This is a genomic window from Micromonospora sp. DT41, assembly GCF_049841715.1.
In the GTDB taxonomy this organism is placed as follows: Bacteria; Actinomycetota; Actinomycetes; order Mycobacteriales; family Micromonosporaceae; genus Micromonospora; species Micromonospora profundi.
Genome location: NZ_JBNCKU010000005.1, coordinates 332,661 through 350,413 on the forward strand (window position 1 = coordinate 332,661; position 17,753 = coordinate 350,413).

Annotated in this window: 21 protein-coding genes and 1 pseudogene; 14 read left to right on the forward strand and 8 right to left on the reverse strand. The window is 70.9% G+C overall.

All coding sequences use genetic code 11. The features are described 5' to 3' along the window. Nucleotides 1-165: 165 nt before the first annotated feature. The gene (locus ACLQ23_RS12345; protein ID WP_355587675.1) at nucleotides 166-1,245 is read left to right on the forward strand and encodes an LLM class flavin-dependent oxidoreductase; all 1,080 of its coding nucleotides are present in this window, start codon (nucleotides 166-168) and stop codon (nucleotides 1,243-1,245) included. Nucleotides 1,246-1,279: 34 nt separating this feature from the next. After that, nucleotides 1,280-1,561: pseudogene (locus ACLQ23_RS12350) on the forward strand (nuclear transport factor 2 family protein); the annotation flags it as partial. Nucleotides 1,562-1,572: 11 nt separating this feature from the next. Here the strand turns inward: ACLQ23_RS12350 and ACLQ23_RS12355 are convergent. Continuing rightward, complete coding sequence (locus ACLQ23_RS12355) at nucleotides 1,573-2,532, reverse strand: nucleotidyltransferase domain-containing protein (RefSeq protein ID WP_355630360.1); 960 nt, start codon at nucleotides 2,530-2,532, stop codon at nucleotides 1,573-1,575. Between the two features lie 61 nt (nucleotides 2,533-2,593). On the opposite strand from ACLQ23_RS12355, the gene ACLQ23_RS12360 reads away from it, so the two are divergent. Continuing rightward, the gene (locus tag ACLQ23_RS12360; RefSeq protein WP_355587680.1) at nucleotides 2,594-2,959 is read left to right on the forward strand and encodes a VOC family protein; all 366 of its coding nucleotides are present in this window, start codon (nucleotides 2,594-2,596) and stop codon (nucleotides 2,957-2,959) included. Between the two features lie 18 nt (nucleotides 2,960-2,977). Here ACLQ23_RS12360 and ACLQ23_RS12365 read toward each other — a convergent pair whose 3' ends face one another. Beyond that, nucleotides 2,978-3,679 (reverse strand): dihydrofolate reductase family protein, encoded by a 702-nt coding sequence (locus tag ACLQ23_RS12365; protein ID WP_355587682.1) that lies wholly within the window; start codon nucleotides 3,677-3,679, stop codon nucleotides 2,978-2,980. A gap of 111 nt (nucleotides 3,680-3,790) precedes the next feature. After that, nucleotides 3,791-4,195 carry a hypothetical protein gene (locus tag ACLQ23_RS12370; protein ID WP_355630357.1) on the reverse strand — a complete coding sequence of 135 codons (405 nt, stop codon included), beginning with the start codon at nucleotides 4,193-4,195 and terminating at the stop codon, nucleotides 3,791-3,793. Between the two features lie 181 nt (nucleotides 4,196-4,376). On the opposite strand from ACLQ23_RS12370, the gene ACLQ23_RS12375 reads away from it, so the two are divergent. Genes ACLQ23_RS12375 through ACLQ23_RS12385 form a run of 3 tightly spaced genes read left to right on the forward strand, consistent with a single transcriptional unit; the run spans nucleotide 4,377 to nucleotide 6,598 of the window. Continuing rightward, nucleotides 4,377-5,246, forward strand: a complete 870-nt coding sequence (locus tag ACLQ23_RS12375; RefSeq protein ID WP_355630354.1) for an LLM class flavin-dependent oxidoreductase — start codon at nucleotides 4,377-4,379, stop codon at nucleotides 5,244-5,246. After that, entirely contained in the window at nucleotides 5,243-5,668 is a 426-nt protein-coding gene (locus ACLQ23_RS12380) for a nucleoside deaminase (RefSeq protein ID WP_355630352.1), read from the forward strand. Before ACLQ23_RS12375 ends, ACLQ23_RS12380 begins: the two co-directional genes overlap by 4 nt. Before the next feature lie 51 nt (nucleotides 5,669-5,719). Further along, entirely contained in the window at nucleotides 5,720-6,598 is an 879-nt protein-coding gene (locus ACLQ23_RS12385) for an LLM class flavin-dependent oxidoreductase (RefSeq protein ID WP_425880666.1), read from the forward strand. Between the two features lie 7 nt (nucleotides 6,599-6,605). Here the strand turns inward: ACLQ23_RS12385 and ACLQ23_RS12390 are convergent, their stop codons facing one another. From ACLQ23_RS12390 to ACLQ23_RS12400, 3 genes are read right to left on the reverse strand one after another with little or no spacing between them, the layout of a single operon-like run. Then, nucleotides 6,606-7,037 (reverse strand): ASCH domain-containing protein, encoded by a 432-nt coding sequence (locus tag ACLQ23_RS12390; protein ID WP_355587695.1) that lies wholly within the window; start codon nucleotides 7,035-7,037, stop codon nucleotides 6,606-6,608. A gap of 56 nt (nucleotides 7,038-7,093) precedes the next feature. Then, nucleotides 7,094-8,167 carry a questin oxidase family protein gene (locus ACLQ23_RS12395; protein ID WP_425880667.1) on the reverse strand — a complete coding sequence of 358 codons (1,074 nt, stop codon included), beginning with the start codon at nucleotides 8,165-8,167 and terminating at the stop codon, nucleotides 7,094-7,096. Between the two features lie 33 nt (nucleotides 8,168-8,200). After that, the gene (locus ACLQ23_RS12400) at nucleotides 8,201-8,752 is read right to left on the reverse strand and encodes a phosphoribosyltransferase family protein (RefSeq protein ID WP_425880668.1); all 552 of its coding nucleotides are present in this window, start codon (nucleotides 8,750-8,752) and stop codon (nucleotides 8,201-8,203) included. A gap of 188 nt (nucleotides 8,753-8,940) precedes the next feature. Between ACLQ23_RS12400 and ACLQ23_RS12405 the strand changes: the two genes are divergently transcribed. The 4 genes from ACLQ23_RS12405 (at nucleotide 8,941) to ACLQ23_RS12420 (ending at nucleotide 13,320) form a co-directional block, all read left to right on the forward strand. Continuing rightward, entirely contained in the window at nucleotides 8,941-9,579 is a 639-nt protein-coding gene (locus ACLQ23_RS12405) for a septal ring lytic transglycosylase RlpA family protein (RefSeq protein WP_425880669.1), read from the forward strand. Nucleotides 9,580-9,680: 101 nt separating this feature from the next. Continuing rightward, nucleotides 9,681-10,808, forward strand: a complete 1,128-nt coding sequence (locus ACLQ23_RS12410; RefSeq protein WP_355587704.1) for a PP2C family protein-serine/threonine phosphatase — start codon at nucleotides 9,681-9,683, stop codon at nucleotides 10,806-10,808. Between the two features lie 130 nt (nucleotides 10,809-10,938). Further along, a complete protein-coding gene (locus ACLQ23_RS12415; RefSeq protein WP_425880685.1) occupies nucleotides 10,939-12,795 on the forward strand; it encodes an acyl-CoA dehydrogenase in 1,857 nt (618 codons plus the stop codon). Between the two features lie 255 nt (nucleotides 12,796-13,050). Continuing rightward, nucleotides 13,051-13,320, forward strand: coding sequence for a DUF6458 family protein (locus ACLQ23_RS12420; protein ID WP_007454197.1), 270 nt, complete (start codon nucleotides 13,051-13,053; stop codon nucleotides 13,318-13,320). Between the two features lie 43 nt (nucleotides 13,321-13,363). On the opposite strand, the gene ACLQ23_RS12425 is transcribed toward ACLQ23_RS12420, so the two are convergent. Continuing rightward, nucleotides 13,364-13,903 carry a SixA phosphatase family protein gene (locus ACLQ23_RS12425; protein ID WP_355587705.1) on the reverse strand — a complete coding sequence of 180 codons (540 nt, stop codon included), beginning with the start codon at nucleotides 13,901-13,903 and terminating at the stop codon, nucleotides 13,364-13,366. A 113-nt stretch (nucleotides 13,904-14,016) separates the two neighbouring features. Between ACLQ23_RS12425 and ACLQ23_RS12430 the strand changes: the two genes are divergently transcribed. Then, entirely contained in the window at nucleotides 14,017-14,304 is a 288-nt protein-coding gene (locus ACLQ23_RS12430; protein ID WP_355587707.1) for a DUF6458 family protein, read from the forward strand. Nucleotides 14,305-14,479: 175 nt separating this feature from the next. Here the strand turns inward: ACLQ23_RS12430 and trhA are convergent, their stop codons facing one another. Further along, entirely contained in the window at nucleotides 14,480-15,157 is a 678-nt protein-coding gene (gene trhA / locus ACLQ23_RS12435; protein WP_355587709.1) for a PAQR family membrane homeostasis protein TrhA, read from the reverse strand. 108 nt (nucleotides 15,158-15,265) lie between these two features. On the opposite strand from trhA, the gene ACLQ23_RS12440 reads away from it, so the two are divergent. Genes ACLQ23_RS12440 through ACLQ23_RS12450 form a run of 3 tightly spaced genes read left to right on the forward strand, consistent with a single transcriptional unit; the run spans nucleotide 15,266 to nucleotide 17,719 of the window. Beyond that, nucleotides 15,266-16,126, forward strand: coding sequence for a 5-oxoprolinase subunit B family protein (locus tag ACLQ23_RS12440; RefSeq protein ID WP_425880670.1), 861 nt, complete (start codon nucleotides 15,266-15,268; stop codon nucleotides 16,124-16,126). After that, the gene (locus ACLQ23_RS12445; protein ID WP_355630343.1) at nucleotides 16,123-16,986 is read left to right on the forward strand and encodes a biotin-dependent carboxyltransferase family protein; all 864 of its coding nucleotides are present in this window, start codon (nucleotides 16,123-16,125) and stop codon (nucleotides 16,984-16,986) included. Before ACLQ23_RS12440 ends, ACLQ23_RS12445 begins: the two co-directional genes overlap by 4 nt. After that, on the forward strand, nucleotides 16,970-17,719 hold the full coding sequence (locus tag ACLQ23_RS12450; protein ID WP_355587715.1) for a LamB/YcsF family protein: 750 nt from the start codon (nucleotides 16,970-16,972) through the stop codon (nucleotides 17,717-17,719). The genes ACLQ23_RS12445 and ACLQ23_RS12450 overlap by 17 nt, the downstream gene beginning before the upstream one ends. The last annotated feature ends 34 nt before the right edge of the window (nucleotides 17,720-17,753 follow it).

Sequence of the window (17,753 nt, forward strand, 5' to 3'; positions counted from 1 at the left end):
ATTAAGCGGTCCACCGCATAGCTTCACAGGAAGCTTGGACCTCGTCTCCGGGCGCCGACCCCTCGGCGAAGCCAGCCAACCCCGCCCGCCGACGGGACCACCCGCAGCCCTGTGATCCCGACAGCTGACGCTTCGCGATCCCGTCCAGCGGCAGGAGGATGAAGGGTGACCTCGACACGTTCGACGCCCCGCACACCGGCCGACGTACTGGCCAGGACCCGGTTCTCGGTCCTGGACCGCTCCCGCACCCGTACCGGCGAAGACCCGGCCGAGGCGCTGCGGGCCACCGTCCGCTTCGCCCAGCAGGCCGAGGCACTGGGCTACCACCGGTTCTGGGTCTCCGAGCACCACGGGGTGCCCGGCGTCGCTGGCTCCGCCCCCACCGTGCTCGCGGCAGCGATCGGCTCCGCGACGTCAGGGATCCGGGTCGGAACCGGCGGCGTCATGCTCCCCAACCATCAACCCCTCGTCGTCGCCGAACAGTTCGGCGTCCTCGAATCCCTCTTCCCCGGCCGCATCGACATGGGGCTCGGCCGATCGGTCGGCTTCACCGAGGGCGTCCGCAAGGCACTCGGCCGCGACAAGCACGACGCCGACGACTTCGCGGAACAGCTGCGGGAACTGCTGGGCTGGTTCACCGGCGAGCAGACCGCCCACCCGCAGGTCCACGCCCATCCCGCCGAGGGCCTGCGCCCCGCACCCTTCATCCTGGCCATGGGTGCTGGTGCCGCGATCGCCGCGGATCAGGGGCTGCCCCTCGTGATCGGCGACCTGCGCGATCAGGACCGGATGCTCGGGGCCATCGACACCTACCGGAACGGCTTCCGCCCCTCCCGATGGTCCGAACACCCCTACGTCGTCGTCTCCGGCACCGTGGCCGTCGCCGCCACCACCGACGCGGCACGACGCCTGCTGATACCGGAGGCCGGATCGATGGCTTTCTCCCGTACACACGGCGTCTTCCCGCCCCTGGCCCCGGCCGACGAGACCGAAGCGCGGTCGATGACGGCCAAGGAACTGACGCACTACGAGGACGCTCTGCGCGGCCACATCCACGGCACGGAGGACGACGTGGCCGAACAACTGGCGACGATCGTGACAGCGAGTGGCGCCGACGAGGTACTCGTCACCACCAGCACCTACGACCGCGCAGAGATGTACGACTCCTACCGCAGGCTGGCCCACGCCCTGGGCCTGTCAGAGCCTCGCCTTCCCGAAGGGAACCGCCTTGCATACACACATTGACGACCGCTCGGCCGTGCAGGACACGCTTGTGCGAATGGCCTGGTACGTCGACCGACGCAACTGGAAGGGCCTGGCCGACGAGGTCTTCGCGGACATGATCCGTGTCGACTACACGGCGGTCTGGGGTGGCGAAGCCGAGGTCCTCCGAGGGCAGGACCAGGCCGACCGTTGGGAACGGGACCTCGCGCATCTCGACGCGACCCAGCACGTCATCACCGGGGTGCTGGTGTCCGTCGACGGTGACGAGGCGACCGCGACCGCGAACGTCCAGGCACACCTCGTACGACGTGGTGCCACCGCCGGGCCTTTGTGGTCGAACGGCGGGACCTACACCACCCACCTGCGCCGCGGTGCCCACGGATGGCGGATCACGGCGCTCATCGTCGAACTCCTGTGGGACTCGGGCAACGCCGCGGTTCTCACCGGAGACGAAGGCGGCGTGCCGACTGCCGACAATGGCGCGACCGATGCGCAGTCCACAAGCGAGTCCGCGTGACGCGCTAGTACGTTCTTGCCCGCAAAGCGACGCCAGGCATCTTCGGCTACCGCGTTGACGCTCTTACCTGCGGCTACAAGGTCTGTGGTCGTGAACTGCTCCGCCTCGCCCGAACGCCAGCCGACCGCCCGGTGGGCGAGATCGGCGTACTCGGGGAACAGGTGCGCCAGGTAGTCGCCGGCGGCGGCCTTCGAGATGATGTCACCACGGGCAAGCGTGTAGTGCAGTCGCGCGGGCCCGAGCACGAGCCAGACCACCATCTCGGCGTCCACAGCTGCCTCGGTTCCCCCGTCGGCTGGTTCCGAGGGAAACGTCGAGACCATCGCCTGCCAGTAATCGCGCAGGTTGTCGAGGTTGTAGCGGTGCAACTGCTCCTGGTCGACCCGGACCCCGAGCTCTGTCACGGCTGGGCCGCGAACCGGGATGCCGTACCGCTGCAAGGTCAGCCACAGCACTGGACTCAGCTCGCCGCAGGGCTCGTCGGTTCGCAGCTCACCGTTGACCACGAACGGCAGGACCTGCCTGTCGCTCGGCCAGGACTTCACCAGCGCGGGCTCCAGGTAGACCCCGTCGAGATGGGGTGATCTCGGCATCTCGGCATGGACCTTCACGAGCTGGGCAAGGTCGTCGCCCGTTGCCGGACGCGACGTCATGATCACGGTGTCGACGTCGCTGACACCGGGTTGCCAGGCGCCGAGCGCGGCGGACCCGACGACGTAAAGACCTCGCACATAGCCGGGCAGCGCCTTGTCGGCCGCTTCGAGATACGTCCGCGTCAGATCGTCGATCATGACATCGACGGTAGCAACGTAACCCGCTCGTACGGTTAGTGTCCGGTCAGGAGGTGGTCGCGTGTTCACCGAGGCGTTCCCCATCGTGACGACGACAGACCTGCCACGACTGATCGCGTTCTACCGGGATGTGGTCGGCTTCGAGTTGACCTACCGGTTTCCCGAGAACGGCGAGCCGGAGTTCGTTGCCCTCCGGTTGGGCAGCAGCGAGCTGGGCCTGGCCGCCGACCCGCACGCAGGTGATCCCGCGCTTTCGCGCCGTTGGGAGTTGTGCGTGTACGCCGACGACTGCGACTCGGCCGTGGAGGCACTGCGTACCGGCGGTGCGACAGTCACCGAGGCGCCGGTCGACCAGCCGTGGGGTGAGCGGTCAGCGCGGGTCACGGACCCCGACGGCAATCGCATGCTCGTGCTGTCCCGCCTCTAGACGCCGACCGCCGACGGGTCACCGCGTCACGGTCGGCCCGCCGCCGCGTCCCCGATCGTCGAGCACGAGCGGGGCCCGGCCGCGCACCGCGTACCGGATGTGGGTGACCTGCGGCGTGGGGATGACGCGGGTCGGCGTCAGTTCGATCGCCTCCTTGTCGGCGAGGTCGAGGTCCGCGTCGAACAGCCGCAGGCCGGTGCCGACCACGACGGGTACGACGTGCAGCTCCAACTCGTCGAGCAGGCCGGCCTTGAGCACCTGCCGTACGAGGCTGCCGCCGCCGGCCACGGCCACGTCCTTGCCGCCGGCTGCGGCGCGTGCCTGCTCGACGGCGCTGGCCACGCCATCGGTGACGTAGGTGAAGCTTGTGCCGCCCGCGCGCAGCAGGGTCTGGCGCGGGCGGTGGGTGACGACGAAGACCGGCGCGCGGAACGGGGGCTCGTCGCCCCAGGGGATCTCGCCTCCGTCGGCCAACCGCCGGCCCATCACGTACGCCCCGGCGGCCCCGAACGACTCGGCGATCACCTCGGAGTTGACGTCCTGCTCGCCGCCGGCGAAGCCCTGTCGTTCGCGCCACGCCGACGCCTCTGTCGCCCACCGGGTGACGCGGAAGAAGGCGGCGCTCTCGGCCGACTCCATCCAGTCGCCGTCGCCGTCGAAGCGGGGGCCGGCGTAGAACCCGTCCAGGGACACCGACAGCTGTGCGGTCACCTTTGTCATCTCGCGTCGATCCCTTCATCGGGGCACCCGTTGCGGGCGCCTGCTCGGCGAAGGGTCGGAGTCGACGAGCAGCACCCGACAGTGCGCCGGTGTGACGTGGACCACAGGAGCCTATGCCGAGGTGGGCTCAGCCTTCGTCGCGTACCACAGGCCGGCGTGCTCGGGATCGTTCAGCCAGTGCATCCGGGGCACCTCCTCCGGGCGGGGCCGCCAATCGCGGTACGGGGCGTACGCCACCCGCCACGCGATCACGACGAAGACCAATCCACCTACGCCGACCAGCCAGAGCAGGGCGTCGCGTCGCCGGTAGGAGGCGTACGGCGCGAGCCAGGCAGTCAACACCACAGGCACCACAAGAGGGGCGAGATCGGCCATCGCGCCCGCGTCGAACAGGGTCTCGACAAGCTCGCGGACGAGAAGGTACGGCACGATCGCCGCCAACACGATCACCGCCGCGACGCCCGTGCGCGCCCGCCGTCCCAAGGGCGCGCGGGTGGCCGAAAAATCGTCGGACATGGCTCGAAGGGTACGGCCCCAAGGCGCGCTGGAAACCGGCCTTACGGTCGCGCTCCTCGGCACGGCGGGGTGGCGCTGTACACCACGTTCGTGGTGGCGCTGCCGAACGCCGCCAGCGAAAGCCATCTGTCACCGGCAACAGCCCATTCACGATCGGGGCTTTGCCCGATAGCGTTGCGCGGTGGAAATTGGCGTCAACGTGCCGAACTTCGCCCAGGGCACCGAGCCGGAAGTGCTGCGCCGGTGGGGCCAGACCGTCGAGGGCCTCGGCTTCGACATGCTCCTGGTCTCGGACCACATCGTGATCACCCCGGACGTGGCGGAGCAGTATCCGGCCCCGTTCTACGAGCCGTTCACCACGCTGTCCTTTCTGGCCGGGGTGACCCGCCGGGTGAAACTCGGCACCACCGTACTCATCGTTCCCTACCGGCATCCGCTGCTCACCGCGCGGATGGCGGCGAATCTCAACCGGCTCAGCGGCGGCCGGTTGGTCCTCGGGGTCGGTGTCGGCTGGGCGCGGCAGGAGTTCGAGGCGCTGGGGGTGCCGTTCCGGCAGCGTGGCGCGCTCACCGACGAATACCTGCACACCATGCGGGAGGCGTGGCGGAACACCGCCGACTACGACACCCCGCCCGTCCCGATCTGGGTCGGCGGCAACAGCGACGCCGGCATCCGCCGTGCCGTACGCCTCGGAGACGGCTGGCACCCGTTGCGGTTCACGATGGACTGGTTGACCGAAGCGGTCGACCGGCTGAAAGCGAGCGCGGACGAATTGGGCCGGCCGGTGCCGGCGCTGATCCCGCGGATCGCGCTGCGGATGACCGACGAACCGGTCACCGACCCGGCCCGGCTCGCCGGTGTCGGCACCATCGGGCAGATCGCCGCCGACCTCGACCGGCTTCGCCTGCTCGGCGCGGAAACGGTGGTGCTCGACCCGTTCAACGGCGACGTCACCGAGATCCGCGAGCCGGAACGGGCCTGGCAGGCACTGGCCGCCGTCGCAGCTCTGCGTCACACCATCACCGAGCAACGACCCGTGGAGGACCGATGACCCCCGACGACGAGAAGTTCCTCCGGCGAGCGATCGAGATCGCCGACCGGGCCGGCGCGGCCGGCGAGCGACCGTTCGGTTCGCTGCTTGTCGGCCCGGACGGTGACGTCCTGGTCGAGGACCACAACACTGTGGTGTCCGAGGTCGACATCACCGCCCACCCGGAGTTGAAGCTGGCCCGCTGGGCGGCTCGGGAACTCGATGCGGAGGTCGCCGCCGGCACCACCATGTACACCAGTTGCCAGCCGTGCCCGATGTGCGCCACCGCCATCGACCGGTCCGGTCTGGGTCGGGTCGTCTTCGCGCTGTCCGCCGAGCAGTTCGAGAGCGTCAAGCCGCCCACACCGGCTCCGGCTCCGGTCCGGTACGACGGCCCGGCCCTGTTCGCCGAGGCCCGCCGGCCGATCGAGGATCACTACTGACGGGCGTCCGCCGACCGCCGCGGCACCGGGAGGCGAACTAGGCTGGCGATTATGCGAATTGGCATCGTGATCCTGCCCGACCAGCGTTGGTCCGAAGCGCAGCGCCGCTGGCGGCAGGCCGACGAGTGGGGCTTCGACCACGCCTGGACGTACGACCACCTGGGTTGGCGTGATCTGAAGGACGGCCCGTGGTTCGACTCGATGGCCACGCTGACGGCTGCCGCCACGGTGACCTCCCGGATCCGGCTCGGCACGCTCGTCGCGTCGCCGAACTTCCGGCACCCGGCCGCGTTCGCACGGCAGATCACCACGGCGGACGACATCTCGGGCGGCCGCCTGCTGGTCGGCCTGGGCGCGGGCGGCATCGGTTTCGACTCGGCGGTGCTGGGTGGCGAGACGCTGACGCCGCGCCAGCGGGTCGACCGGTTCGCCGAGTTCGGCGAACTGCTGGACCTGATCCTGCGCCAGGACGGCACCACCTGGCGCGGGGACTGGTTCGCGGCGGTGGACGCCCGTAGCAACCCCGGCTGTGTGCAGCAGCCCCGGGTGCCGTTTGTGCTGGCCGCGAACGGGCCGCGGTCGATGCGGCTGGTGGCCCGGTTCGGTCAGGGTTGGGTGACCATCGGCACCGACGCCGACGACGTGGAGGGCTGGTGGGACACCGTGTCGGCGCTGTCCGCCCGGATGGACCGGACGCTGGAGGAAGCCGGCCGCGATCCGGCGACCCTGGACCGCTATCTCTCGCTGGACGCGGCCCCCGTGTTCTCCCTGAGCAGCGCGCAGTTCTTCGCCGACCAGGTCGGCCGGGCCGCCGAGCTGGGCTTCACCGACGTGGTGACGCACTGGCCGCGCGAGAGCAGCTGGTACGCCGGCGACGAGGCCGTCCTGGCGGACGTGGCGACCCGGCTGCTGCCTCAGATGCGCGGCTGAGCCACCGTCAGGTGCCGAGATCGCCGCTGGCCACGCCGCCCTCGCCGCCGGAGACCAGTCGCAGGCGCAGGCAGACGATCGGGGTGTCGTCGTCGACGGGGGTGCCGAGCCGCGCCCAGTAGGTCGCGTGCCCGGCCCGCCACTCCTCGATCGAGCGGTCACCCTCGCCTTCGGCCCTGGCGAAATCCCACGGTACGTCGGCGAAGCGGACCACCTCGACGCCGGTGACCTCCACGACGCCGACCAGCGCGTCGTTGTCGTCGACAAGCGCCAGCCGTTCGCCGACGTGCTCCAACTCCTCGCCCTCTTCGGCGTACTCGGCGAGCCGTCCGGCCGTGGCGGTCTTCACGCCTTCCAGCACGAGGGTGTTCAGGGTCGCCCGCAGTTCGCCGGGGGTGCCGAGGGGGAGGGCGCGCAGTTCACCGATCCGAGGCCACATCCTGCCGAGGCTAGGCGAGCGGCGTGCCGTCGTCGTCGCAATTCGCCGGGCCACGGTCAGATCATCTGCCCCGCGTAGCCCGCGGCGGCGAGCAGCCGTTCGTCGCCGGTGGCCGCGTACGCGTCCAGCACCGCATCGGCCAGCTTGACCACGTGGGCGTCGCCGTTGCGGGCCGCGCGGGCGAAGACCTCCGCCGGGGTTGCGGCGGTCAAGGTCGGCGGCGTGATCCCGTCGGTCGGCGCGTACACCGAGGTCACTGCCGCCGTCGCGGCCCAGGCGGCGGCGAGGCTCGGCGCCCAGAGCGCCCGGTCGAGGGCGGGCAGGGTACGCAGTACCGCGGTCGGTGCCGTGACCGCGTGCACAAGCATGACCGGCGCGGCGTGCCCGAAGCGCAGGTAGTCCAAGCCGGCGCGGTGCACAAGCGTGGTGAGGCCCCGCTCCGCCTCGGCCGGGGTCCGTGCGGGGCGCAGAGCCGCGACTGCCGCCTCCCAGCGGGGTACGCCCGGAAGCTGCCCGAGCCGTTCCCGGATGCCCCCGGTCTGGTCGTCGATCCGGGGCAGCCCGGCCAGCGCAGCGGCCACGTGGAGGTCGGCGGTGTCCGGTCCTCGCGCGTCGACGGTGCCGGCCCGGTCCGGCGTGGCCCGGTCGAGCAGGCGGTCGGTGCCGGGGACTGGCTGCCAGCGGGCCGCCCAGTAGCCGAGGGCCTGGCCGAGTTCGGTGAGCCGCCGGGGGTTCGCGTCGTTCGTGTCGAGGGCGCGGACGGCATGCCCGACGCGGATCACGCCGTGGGTGGCGCCGGCGGCGATGCCGGGCAGCAGCCGGGGCCACCAGGTGCCGAGGACGTCCCGCCACGGGTGTTCGCGCAGTTGCCTGTCGAAGTACGCCAGCCAGTCACCGGCTCGTTTCGGGTCGCCGAGCGCCGCCCGCCAGTCGTCGATGGGACGCAGCCCTCGGGGCAGCTCGTCGAGGCGGGTGATGTAGTCGTCGAGCCAGCGGTGTACGTGTTGCGGGTACCCGTGCCGGGCCAGCGCCTCGACGGCCATCGGTCCGTGGTTGGAGAGCCAGCCCTCGTATTCGGGGCCGGTGCGGTGCAGCCGTTCGTACGCTTGGTCGAGGATCCCGTCGCCCATCGGTCGATCGTCGAAGATGAAGTGCGGTTGAGGTCAAGCCGGTAGGTCGGTGCCGGCCAGCAGGCCGGTGATCCGTAGCTCGGCCGCGACCTCGGGCGGGCAGTCGACGACGACCACGGTTGTGCCCAGCACCTCGGCGCCGCGCGCGGCGCAGATGTCGTAGAGGGCGTGGAGTTGCGCGCCGGTGCGTACCCAGTCGTCCACGACGAGGACCCGGTCGTCCGGGCCGAGGTGGCGGTCCCGCACGGCCAGGTCGACCTGCCGGCCCCGGTAGTCCGGCGGGCTCTTCGCCCAGGTGAGGGGCCCGGCCGGTAGGCGCCCGTCGTCGGCCTTGTGTGCGGCAACGAAGCCGACCCCGAGGGCGGTGGCGGCCAGCGGGCCGAGAAGCAGCCCGGTGACCGCAGGGGCGAGCACCACTGTCGGCCGGGCGACCCGGTACGGCGCGACCAGGGCAGGACCGAGTTCGGCAAGCACCGCCGGGTCACGCCACCAACCGGAGATGTCGCTGACGAGGTGGCTGGTGGCCGGCCCCGGGTCGATCCACCGGAACCTGTCGACGAGGCGTTCGCTCAGCTCACCGGACATCGGTCCATCCTGCGGTACGTGCGCGTTCGGCGGGTCGGCACCCGGGCTGGTCGACCCATGCGGGCTCGGATGATCGGCTACACGTACCAGCTCAAATGCGGGCATAACACTATGATCACGTTGACTTCGGAAGTGCTTCTCTCGTTACGGTCCGACCCGGTTTGTTCAGTCGACGAAAGGACCGGGCCGTGGCTGGTAGGCACTCCCGTACCCGCATGTTCTCCTCTCCCGCGGGCATCGTGGCCACCGCGGCGGTCGGCGTCGCTGTCGCCGTCGGAGGCACCTTCGGTGCCGTCCAGCTGACCTCCGGCTCCACAGGGTCGGAGCAGGTGGCTCTCGACCTCACGCCGACCGCCGTTCCCAGCAGCCCGGCCGCGAGTTCGCCGAGCGTCTCCCCGAGCGCGAGCGCCAGCGCCTCGCCGAGCGCGTCGGCGAGTCGGTCGGCGAGCCGCTCGCCGCAGGCTGCCTCCCGTGCCAAGGCCCGCACGAGTACGCCGAAGCCGAGCGCGACCGCGAAGAAGACCACGCCGGCCGCCAAGGTGCTCCAGAGCGGTTCGTGCGGCGCGTCCTTCTACTCCGACGGGCAGCTCACGGCCAACGGCGAGTCGTTCAACCCGAGCGAGCTGACGGCGGCGCACAAGACGCTGCCGTTCAACACGAAGGTCCGCGTGACCAACCCGAGCAGCGGCAAGTCGGTGGTGGTACGGATCAACGACCGTGGCCCGTTCATCGACGGCCGTTGCCTCGACCTGTCCCGCGCGGCCTTCGCCACCATCGCCTCGCTTGACGTCGGCGCGTTCACGGTGCGGTACGAGGTGCTCGGCTGAGTGGAGTTGACGAGGCCGATCCGGTCGGACACCCGCGCCGGCCGGACAGAACCTCCTCAGACGACGGGCCAGGTTCATACACGGGTTCACGTGGATCAGGCATGCTGTCCCTCGTACGCACGCGACTCCTCCAGTCGGGCCACCGCCCGCTGAGCCCCGGATCCCGCGCCGGCCTCGGCGCGGCCCTTACCCTGCTCGTGATCGTCTCGGCTGTGGAGTTGGCCGACGGCCGGGGGGCGCACTACATCGCGATCCTGATGACGGTTCCGCTGCTGGCTGCCGCTCTGGCGTCCTGGCGGGTGGTGCTCGGCGTCGGCGCCGTGGCGACACTGACCGGGGTGGGCTTCGCGCTCGTCGATCCGAAGATGTTGCTTGTCACCTCGGTCAACGTTGTCGGGGTGGCGCTCGCGACCGGGCTGGCGGTGGCGGTGGCGTCCGTACGGCAGCGGCAGGCTGAGCAGATCGGCGAGTTGACCAAGCTCGCCTCGGTGGCCCAGCAGGCTGTGCTGCGTCCGCTCGGCCCGCAGGTGGGCACGCTCTCGGTGGCCGGCCGCTACATCTCCTCCACCGCCACGGCCGAGATCGGCGGCGACCTGTACGAGGCGATCGACACGCCCTACGGCGTACGCATGATCATCGGCGACGTACGCGGCAAGGGGCTCGACGCGGTCCGGCTGGCAAGCATCGTCCTCGGCTCCTACCGGCACGTGGCGTACGAGCGGGCCGACCTGCGCGCCGTCGTCGCCGACCTGGACCGCGCGGTGGCCCGCAACGTCGGCGACGAGGACTTCGTGACCGCCGCTCTGGTGGAGGAGCGGGGTGGCACGCTCACCATCGTCAACTGCGGCCACCCGCCGCCGCTGCTGTTGCGCAGGGGCGCGGTGATCCCTCTGGAGCCGCCGGCACCGGCGCCCCCGCTGGGGTTCATGCCTGTGGTCCGTCCGCGCGTGGAGCGCCTGGAGCCCGGTGACCGGCTGTTGCTGTTCACCGACGGTCTCGGCGAGGCCCGGCGGGACGGCGAGTTCTTCCCCACCGCAGACCGGGCGTGGCGGCTGCTCGGCCACGGCACGGTCGCGGACGGGCTCGCCTCGCTGGAGACGGCCCTCGTCGAGTGGGTGCATGGCCGGCTGGACGACGACATCGCTCTGGTGCTCATGGAGTACGCGGGGACGCCCACGGGTGTGGCGTCGGCCGTGCCGAGCTGGGAGGTCGGCGCCGCCGAGAGCTGAGCCCGGCCGGTGCCACAGGCAAGTGTGTAATCGCTGTCACTTCGGAGATCGGCTTGTCGCTGCCTACCCGTGAGTAATACAGTGTGGGTTACTGATCGGTAACACCTGTCCGGAAGCGGGGCCAGTGAGCATGACCCACTACAAGAGCAACCTGCGGGACCTTGAGTTCAACCTCTTCGAGGTCTTCGGGGCGGACCAGGCGTTCGGCCAGGCACCGTACTCGGAACTCGACGCCGACACCGCCCGCACCTTCCTCGCGGAGCTCGACCGGCTCGCTCGGGAGGACCTGGCTGCCAGCTACACGGACAGCGACCGCAACCCGCCGGTGTTCGACCCGGCCACGCACACCGCGCCGCTGCCGGCGTCGTTCAAGAAGTCCTACCAGGCATTCATGGACTCCGAGTTCTGGCGCCTGGACCTGCCGCCGCACCTGGGTGGCACCACCGCGCCGCGCGCCCTCTGGTGGGCCCTCGCCGAGCTGGTGCTCGGCTCGAACGCCCCCATCTGGATGTACGCCTCCGGCCCGTCCTTCGCGCACGTCCTGGAGGTCGAGGGCACCGAGCAGCAGAAGCGGTGGGCCAAGCTCTTCATCGACAAGCAGTGGGGCTCCACGATGGTGCTCACCGAGCCGGACGCCGGCTCGGACGTCGGCGCCGGCCGCGCCCGCGCCATCCAGCAGCCGGACGGCTCGTGGCACATCGAGGGCGTCAAGCGCTTCATCACCTCGGGTGAGCACGACCTGAGCGACAACATCGTGCACTACGTGCTCGCCCGCCCGGTGGGCGTCGAGGGCCACGGCGGCCCCGGCACCAAGGGTCTGTCGCTCTTCGTGGTGCCGAAGTTCCACTTCGACGAGACCACCGGCGAGTTGGGCGAGCGCAACGGCGTCTACGCCACGAACGTCGAGCACAAGATGGGCCTGAAGGTCTCCAACACCTGCGAGCTGACCTTCGGCGAGCACGGCGTACCCGCCAAGGGCTGGCTGCTTGGCGACAAGCACGACGGCATCCGCCAGATGTTCATGATCATTGAGTACGCCCGGATGCTCGTCGGCACCAAGGCCATCGCCACCCTCTCCACCGGCTACCTCAACGCCCTGGAGTACGCGAAGAACCGGGTGCAGGGCGCTGACCTGGTCCAGCAGACCGACAAGACCGCTCCCCGGGTCACCATCACCCACCACCCGGACGTCCGGCGCTCGCTGCTGCTCCAGAAGTCGTACGCCGAGGGTCTGCGCGCTCTTGTTCTCTACACCGCCACCTGGCAGGACAAGGTCGCCATTGCCGAGGCGGCCGGCGACGAGAAGGCCACCAAGCTGGCCAAGCGGGTGAACGACCTGCTGCTGCCGCTTGTCAAGGGCGTCGGCTCGGAGCGGGCGTACGAGCTGCTCGGGCACGAGGCCCTGCAGACCTTCGGTGGATCGGGCTTCCTCCAGGACTACCCGCTGGAGCAGTACGTCCGGGACGCCAAGATCGACACCTTGTACGAGGGCACCACCGCAATCCAGAGCCTCGACCTGATCTTCCGCAAGATCGTGCGGGACAACGGCAAGGCCCTCATGGCGGTCGCCGCCGAGATCCAGGAGTTCATCTCCTCCGAGGCGGGCAACGGCCAGCTCAAGGAGGAGCGGCAGGCGCTCGGCAAGGCGCTCGGCGAGGTCCAGAACATCCTCGGTGTGATGACCGGCTGGCTGGGCGAGGCGCAGGGCGGCGAGACCCGCTCGCTCTACAAGGTCGGGCTGAGCAGCCGGCGGTTCCTGCTGGCGATCGGCGACCTGGTGGTCGGCTGGCTGCTCCAGAAGCAGGCCGACGTCGCGCTCAAGGCGCTTGCCGGCGACATCTCCGCCAGTGACAAGGCGTTCTACACCGGAAAGGTCGCCGCCGCCCGGTTCTTCGCCCGCGAGGTGCTGCCGCGCATCGGCGCCGACCGGCGGATCATCGAGGGCACCGACCTCGACATCATGGACCTCCCGGAGGAGGCCTTCTGACCGTGCCACGGCACGGCTGACGGTTCCGGGCCGCACCACCCGGAACCGACCACGACGGCCGGCGGGGCAACTGCCCTGCCGGCCGTTGTCGTCCCCCGATGCACCACAGCGGCGAATGTCGGACCAGCCGGTGCCGACCGCCGAGGTACGTCGATTGATCGAGCCGCGCCGGGTAGGCCGGCCCCCTGGCGGGTAACCGGCGCGTGACCAGGAAAGGGAACGCCCAGAGCCACCGCACGGGGGAGTGCAGCGCACATGGGTGTAGGAAGCGGCATTTTTCTCATCGCGCTCGGCGCGATCATGACCTTCGCGATCAGAGCCAATGTCTGGTGGATCGACCTACGCGCGGTCGGCTGGGTGTTCATCCTGGCCGGGCTGGCCGTGCTGCTCACCACGCTCTGGTTCTGGCAGGACCGGCGCAAGCGGGCCCGGACCCTCATCGTGGAGGAGAACCGGCTGTCTCATCCGACGGCGATGATGCCGCCGCCGCCCGACCCGCCGCCGCCGACCGCGCCACCCTCCTGACCCGCGTACGCCCTGAACCACCCGTCGACAGTCGGCGGGTGGTTCAGTCGCGTGCGGTGTGCCGCTCGACGATCGGCGCTCCGGCGCGGCCCAGGTCCGGCCAGGCGCGCGTGCCGCGGTGCACCACCAACTCGGCCGTCCGCAGGCCCTCGTCGACCGCCCCGTCCGGGTCGAGGAACGCCGACAACAACGAGACGCCCGGGTTGTGGGCGACCAGCAGCACGCTCCGGGCCGCCGGATCGGCGGTACGGACCAGCGCCAACAGCTCCTCGGGGTGGGCGTCGTACGCGCCGGGCTCGTAACGGACAGTCGGTCGCGGACCGGTCGGCCCACCCTCCGGCGGCGCACCGGTCATCCCCATCGCCACCTGATGCCAGGTCTGCCGGGTACGCCGGGCCGTCGAACAGATCACCACGTCGGGCAGCAGATCGTGCCGGGCCAGCCAGGCGCCGGCCGCCGCCGCATCGGCCTCCCCGCGTGCGCTGAGTGGACGATCGTTGTCGTCAGTACCCTCGGCGCCCGGCTCGGCCTTCGCGTGCCGGAGCAGCACAAGCGTCCGCGTCTCGACTCGGGTGTCCGTCATGCCACCAGCTTGCCCGATTGGCGATCTCTCCGCCGGGGTAAGTCGATGGATGCCGCGACCCCTACCAACGGCCGCGACGGGCCGTACGCCAGGTTAGAGCCGAGGAGCGAGACATGGGCATTGGTGGCAGCATCTTCCTGATCGCGTTGGGCGCGATCTTCGCATTCGCAGTGGAGGCCGACCTGGGCTGGCTGAACCTGGCCGTCGTCGGCTGGGTGCTCATGCTGGCCGGCGTCGCCGGCCTGCTCGTCACCCTCTACTTCTGGAACAGCCGCCGTCGCCCGGTGGCCGCCGCGCCCGTCCGCGAGGAGCGCGTGGTTGCCGACCGGGTGGTGCCGGTGCAGGACGACCGGGTCGTCGAGGAGTACCGCGAGGTGCGTCGGCCGGGTCGCCCGGTCTGATCCTCGTCCGCGAACTCCGGGGTCCCGCAGCGTCGCGGGGCCCCGGCTCGCGTCTGCGCAGGTGAACGACTCGCCTTCCTGCAAATCGCGGTGTCCCACCGAGTCGGATACCCCGATTTCAAGGAACCCGAGTCGATCGTGACCAGGCTGCGCCTCACGCCGGCGCGCTCGTGGGTCAGGCGAACAACGCGAAGTAGATCGCGATGTGGTGGCACAGCGCCGCGAGCAGCGTGCAGGCGTGGAAGAACTCGTGGTGACCGAAGACGCTGGGCCACGGGTTGGGGCGACGCAGCGCGTAGAAGACAGCGCCGACGCTGTACATGACGCCGCCGACGATCAGCAGCACCAGCGCGGTGACGCCGCCGCCGCGCAGGATCTCGGGAAGCATGGCCACCGACACCCAGCCGAGCGCCAGGTAGAGCGGCGCGGAGACCCAGCGCGGTGCGTGCGGCCAGGCCATCTTGACCGCCACGCCGGCCAGCGCGCCACCCCAGACCAGGGACAGCATCACGGTGGCCTGTCGCGGTTCGAGCAGCATGACGCAGAGCGGTGTGTACGTCCCCGCGATGAACACGAAGATCATCGAGTGGTCCATCCGGCGCATCAGCTGGTAGCCGCGCTCCGACCACACGCGACGGTGGTACAGCGCGCTGGTGCCGAAGAGGCCGCAGACCGTGAGGCTGTAGATGACGCAGCTCACCAGCGGCGCCCACCCTGGTCGGGTGGCGGCGATCGAGCAGAGCACGATGCCGCTGGCAAGGGCGACGAAGAAGGCGTACGTGTGCAGCCAGCCGCGCATCCGGGGTTTGCCGATGTCGACCGGCTTCAGGCGAAGCGGTGCGGAGGTGGTCACCAGATCAGGTTACGCCACCGTAGGTTACCTGCAAGTAGGCACGCTGAGTGACGCCAGGCACCGTCCCGGTGAATTCCTCGCCAGCACGGCGTCGGCGAGGATGGGCCGATGCGGATCCGACCCGTCGGGGAACAAGCCCTGCTGCTCGACCTCACCGCTCCCGCTCCCGCCTCCGCGTCCGAAGCCGTCCCGGAGGCCGCTCTCGTGGAGGCATGGCGGGCCGAGTTGTGGCGTCGCCGCGAGCACGGAGACCTGCATGCCGTCGAGATCGTGCCGGCGGCCAGCACTCTCCTGCTCGACGGCCTGCGCGACCCCGCCGCCACGGCCGCACTGCTGACCAGTTGGGCACCAACGGTCGCCGCCATCGCCACGGCCGGCACCGCCACAACCGGCACCGCCACTGCCACGGCCGTCACCACCACGGCCGGCACCGCCACTGCCACCACCACTGCCACCACCACGGCCGGCACTGCCACGGCCGCCACCGCCGGCACTGCCACAGCCAGCACCGCCACGGACCGGCCCGGTGGCGATCAGTCCGGTGGCGGTCGGACCGTTGACGGCCGGCCCGGCGGCGACCGGTCCGGTGGTGTCGAGGTTGTCGTTCCGGTCGAGTTCGACGGGCCGGACCTGACAGTCGTCGCCGAACACTGGTCGGTCGACGTACCAGCAGTGCTGCGTCGCCTGACCGGCACCCGGTTCCGGGTGGCCTTCTGCGGCTTCGCTCCCGGGTTCCCCTATCTGACCGGGCTCCCCGCCGAATTGGCGCTGCCCCGGCTGTCCACCCCCCGCCCCCGGGTTCCGGCCGGCTCCGTGGCTCTCGCCGGCCCGTACGCCGGTATCTATCCGAGCGCGTCCCCCGGCGGTTGGCTGCTCGTCGGCCGGACCGACCTGACCCTCTTCGACGTGCACGACGACCCGCCGGCCCGGCTCAGCCCGGGCACCCTGGTCCGGCTGGCGGCGGCATGACCCACATCACCGAGATCGAGGTGCTCCGGGCCGGCGCACTCACCACCGTGCAGGACCTGGGTCGGCCGGGCTGGGCGCACCTCGGCGTACCCCGCTCCGGCGCTCTCGACCCGACCGCCCTGCGGCTCGCCAACCGGCTGGTCGGCAACCCCGAGGAGGCCGCCGGCCTGGAGATCACCCTGACCGGCTGCGCGGTGCGGCTGACCCGGGCCACCACCGTGGCGATCACCGGTGCCGAGGTCGCCGTCCGCGCGGGAGAGCGTCCCGGCGACACCGGACGCCCTCTCACTCTGCCGGCGGGAACGGTGCTGACGATCGGGCCGGCCCGTCGGGGCGTACGGAGCTGGCTGGCCGTGGCGGGCGGGATCGACGTGCCGGCGGTGCTGGGCAGCCGGGCCACCGACACCCTCTCCGGGCTCGGTCCCGCCCCGCTGCGCGACGGCGACCGGCTGCCCGTCGGCGTGCCGCTCGGGGAGCCCGCACCCGTGGACGTGACCGTCGGCCCGGCACCCGCGCCGGAGCTGCACCTGACAGTGCGCCTCGGCCCACGTGACGACTGGTTCACGCCCGGTGCGGTCGACCGGCTGTTCGGAACCGCGTACACAGTGAGCCCGGTAAGCAACCGGGTGGGTGCGCGACTGGCCGGCGCACCGCTGCCCCGCGCGGTCGCCGGCGAACTGCCCAGCGAGGGCATCGTGCTCGGCGCGGTGCAGGTGCCGGCCGATGGCCAACCTCTGGTCTTCCTCGCCGACCATCCGACCACCGGCGGATACCCGGTCATCGGGGTGGTCACCGACGTGACCCCGCTCGCGCAGGCCCGGCCAGGTACTACCGTCAGATTCCATGGACCTCAACGCTGACCTGGGCGAAGGATTCGGCATCTGGCGACTCGGCGACGACGATGCCCTGCTGGGCCTCGTAACCTCCGCCAACGTCGCCTGCGGCTTCCACGGCGGCGACCCGTCCACAATGCGACGGGTTTGCGAGGTCGCGGCACGGAACGGCGTCGCCGTGGGCGCGCAGGTCGGCTACCGGGACCTGGCCGGCTTCGGCCGGCGGCGCATCGCGTACGACTTCGCGGAACTGCGCGACGAGGTGACCTATCAGCTGGGGGCGCTCGACGCGTTCTGCAGGATCTTCCGCACCCGCGTCCGCTACCTCAAGCCGCACGGCGCGCTCTACCACGCGGCGGCCACCGACGAGTCCCAGGCCGCAGCCGTGGTCGCCGCGATCTGCGGCTACGACCCCGAACTGCCAGTCCTCTGCATGCCCGGCTCGGTGCTCGCCCAGCTCGCCGTCGGCGCGGGCCTACCGGTGGTCGCCGAAGCGTTCGCCGACCGCGGCTACCTGCCCAACGGATCGTTGGTGCCACGCGGCACCCCCGGCGCGGTGATCAACGACCCGGAGGAGGTGGCGGCCCGGGTCGTACGGATGGCCACCGAACGGACCGTCGTGGCTGTCGACGGCACTGCCATCCCCTGCGCGATGGAGTCGATCTGCGTACACGGCGACACGCCGGGCGCGGTCTCCGCCACCGAACTAGTCCGCGCTGCCCTGATCGACGCGGGAATCCCCCTCGCCCCGTTCGCCTGAAAGGAAGGGCCCCTTGTTATCGGATTTTGTATAA

Bases quoted from the DNA above. Each gene is read 5' to 3' on its own strand.
- ACLQ23_RS12440 (WP_425880670.1), top strand. From the start codon at position 15,266: ATGCGGATCCGACCCGTCGGGGAACAAGCCCTGCTGCTCGACCTCACC.
- ACLQ23_RS12415 (WP_425880685.1), top strand. From the start codon at position 10,939: ATGACCCACTACAAGAGCAACCTGCGGGACCTTGAGTTCAACCTCTTC.
- ACLQ23_RS12380 (WP_355630352.1), top strand. From the start codon at position 5,243: ATGACCCCCGACGACGAGAAGTTCCTCCGGCGAGCGATCGAGATCGCC.
- ACLQ23_RS12410 (WP_355587704.1), top strand. From the start codon at position 9,681: ATGCTGTCCCTCGTACGCACGCGACTCCTCCAGTCGGGCCACCGCCCG.
- ACLQ23_RS12445 (WP_355630343.1), top strand. From the start codon at position 16,123: ATGACCCACATCACCGAGATCGAGGTGCTCCGGGCCGGCGCACTCACC.
- ACLQ23_RS12400 (WP_425880668.1), bottom strand. From the start codon at position 8,752: ATGTCCGGTGAGCTGAGCGAACGCCTCGTCGACAGGTTCCGGTGGATC.
- ACLQ23_RS12450 (WP_355587715.1), top strand. From the start codon at position 16,970: ATGGACCTCAACGCTGACCTGGGCGAAGGATTCGGCATCTGGCGACTC.
- ACLQ23_RS12370 (WP_355630357.1), bottom strand. From the start codon at position 4,195: ATGTCCGACGATTTTTCGGCCACCCGCGCGCCCTTGGGACGGCGGGCG.
- ACLQ23_RS12365 (WP_355587682.1), bottom strand. From the start codon at position 3,679: ATGACAAAGGTGACCGCACAGCTGTCGGTGTCCCTGGACGGGTTCTAC.
- ACLQ23_RS12430 (WP_355587707.1), top strand. From the start codon at position 14,017: ATGGGCATTGGTGGCAGCATCTTCCTGATCGCGTTGGGCGCGATCTTC.
- ACLQ23_RS12420 (WP_007454197.1), top strand. From the start codon at position 13,051: ATGGGTGTAGGAAGCGGCATTTTTCTCATCGCGCTCGGCGCGATCATG.
- ACLQ23_RS12425 (WP_355587705.1), bottom strand. From the start codon at position 13,903: ATGACGGACACCCGAGTCGAGACGCGGACGCTTGTGCTGCTCCGGCAC.
- ACLQ23_RS12390 (WP_355587695.1), bottom strand. From the start codon at position 7,037: ATGTGGCCTCGGATCGGTGAACTGCGCGCCCTCCCCCTCGGCACCCCC.
- ACLQ23_RS12395 (WP_425880667.1), bottom strand. From the start codon at position 8,167: ATGGGCGACGGGATCCTCGACCAAGCGTACGAACGGCTGCACCGCACC.
- ACLQ23_RS12355 (WP_355630360.1), bottom strand. From the start codon at position 2,532: ATGATCGACGATCTGACGCGGACGTATCTCGAAGCGGCCGACAAGGCG.
- ACLQ23_RS12385 (WP_425880666.1), top strand. From the start codon at position 5,720: ATGCGAATTGGCATCGTGATCCTGCCCGACCAGCGTTGGTCCGAAGCG.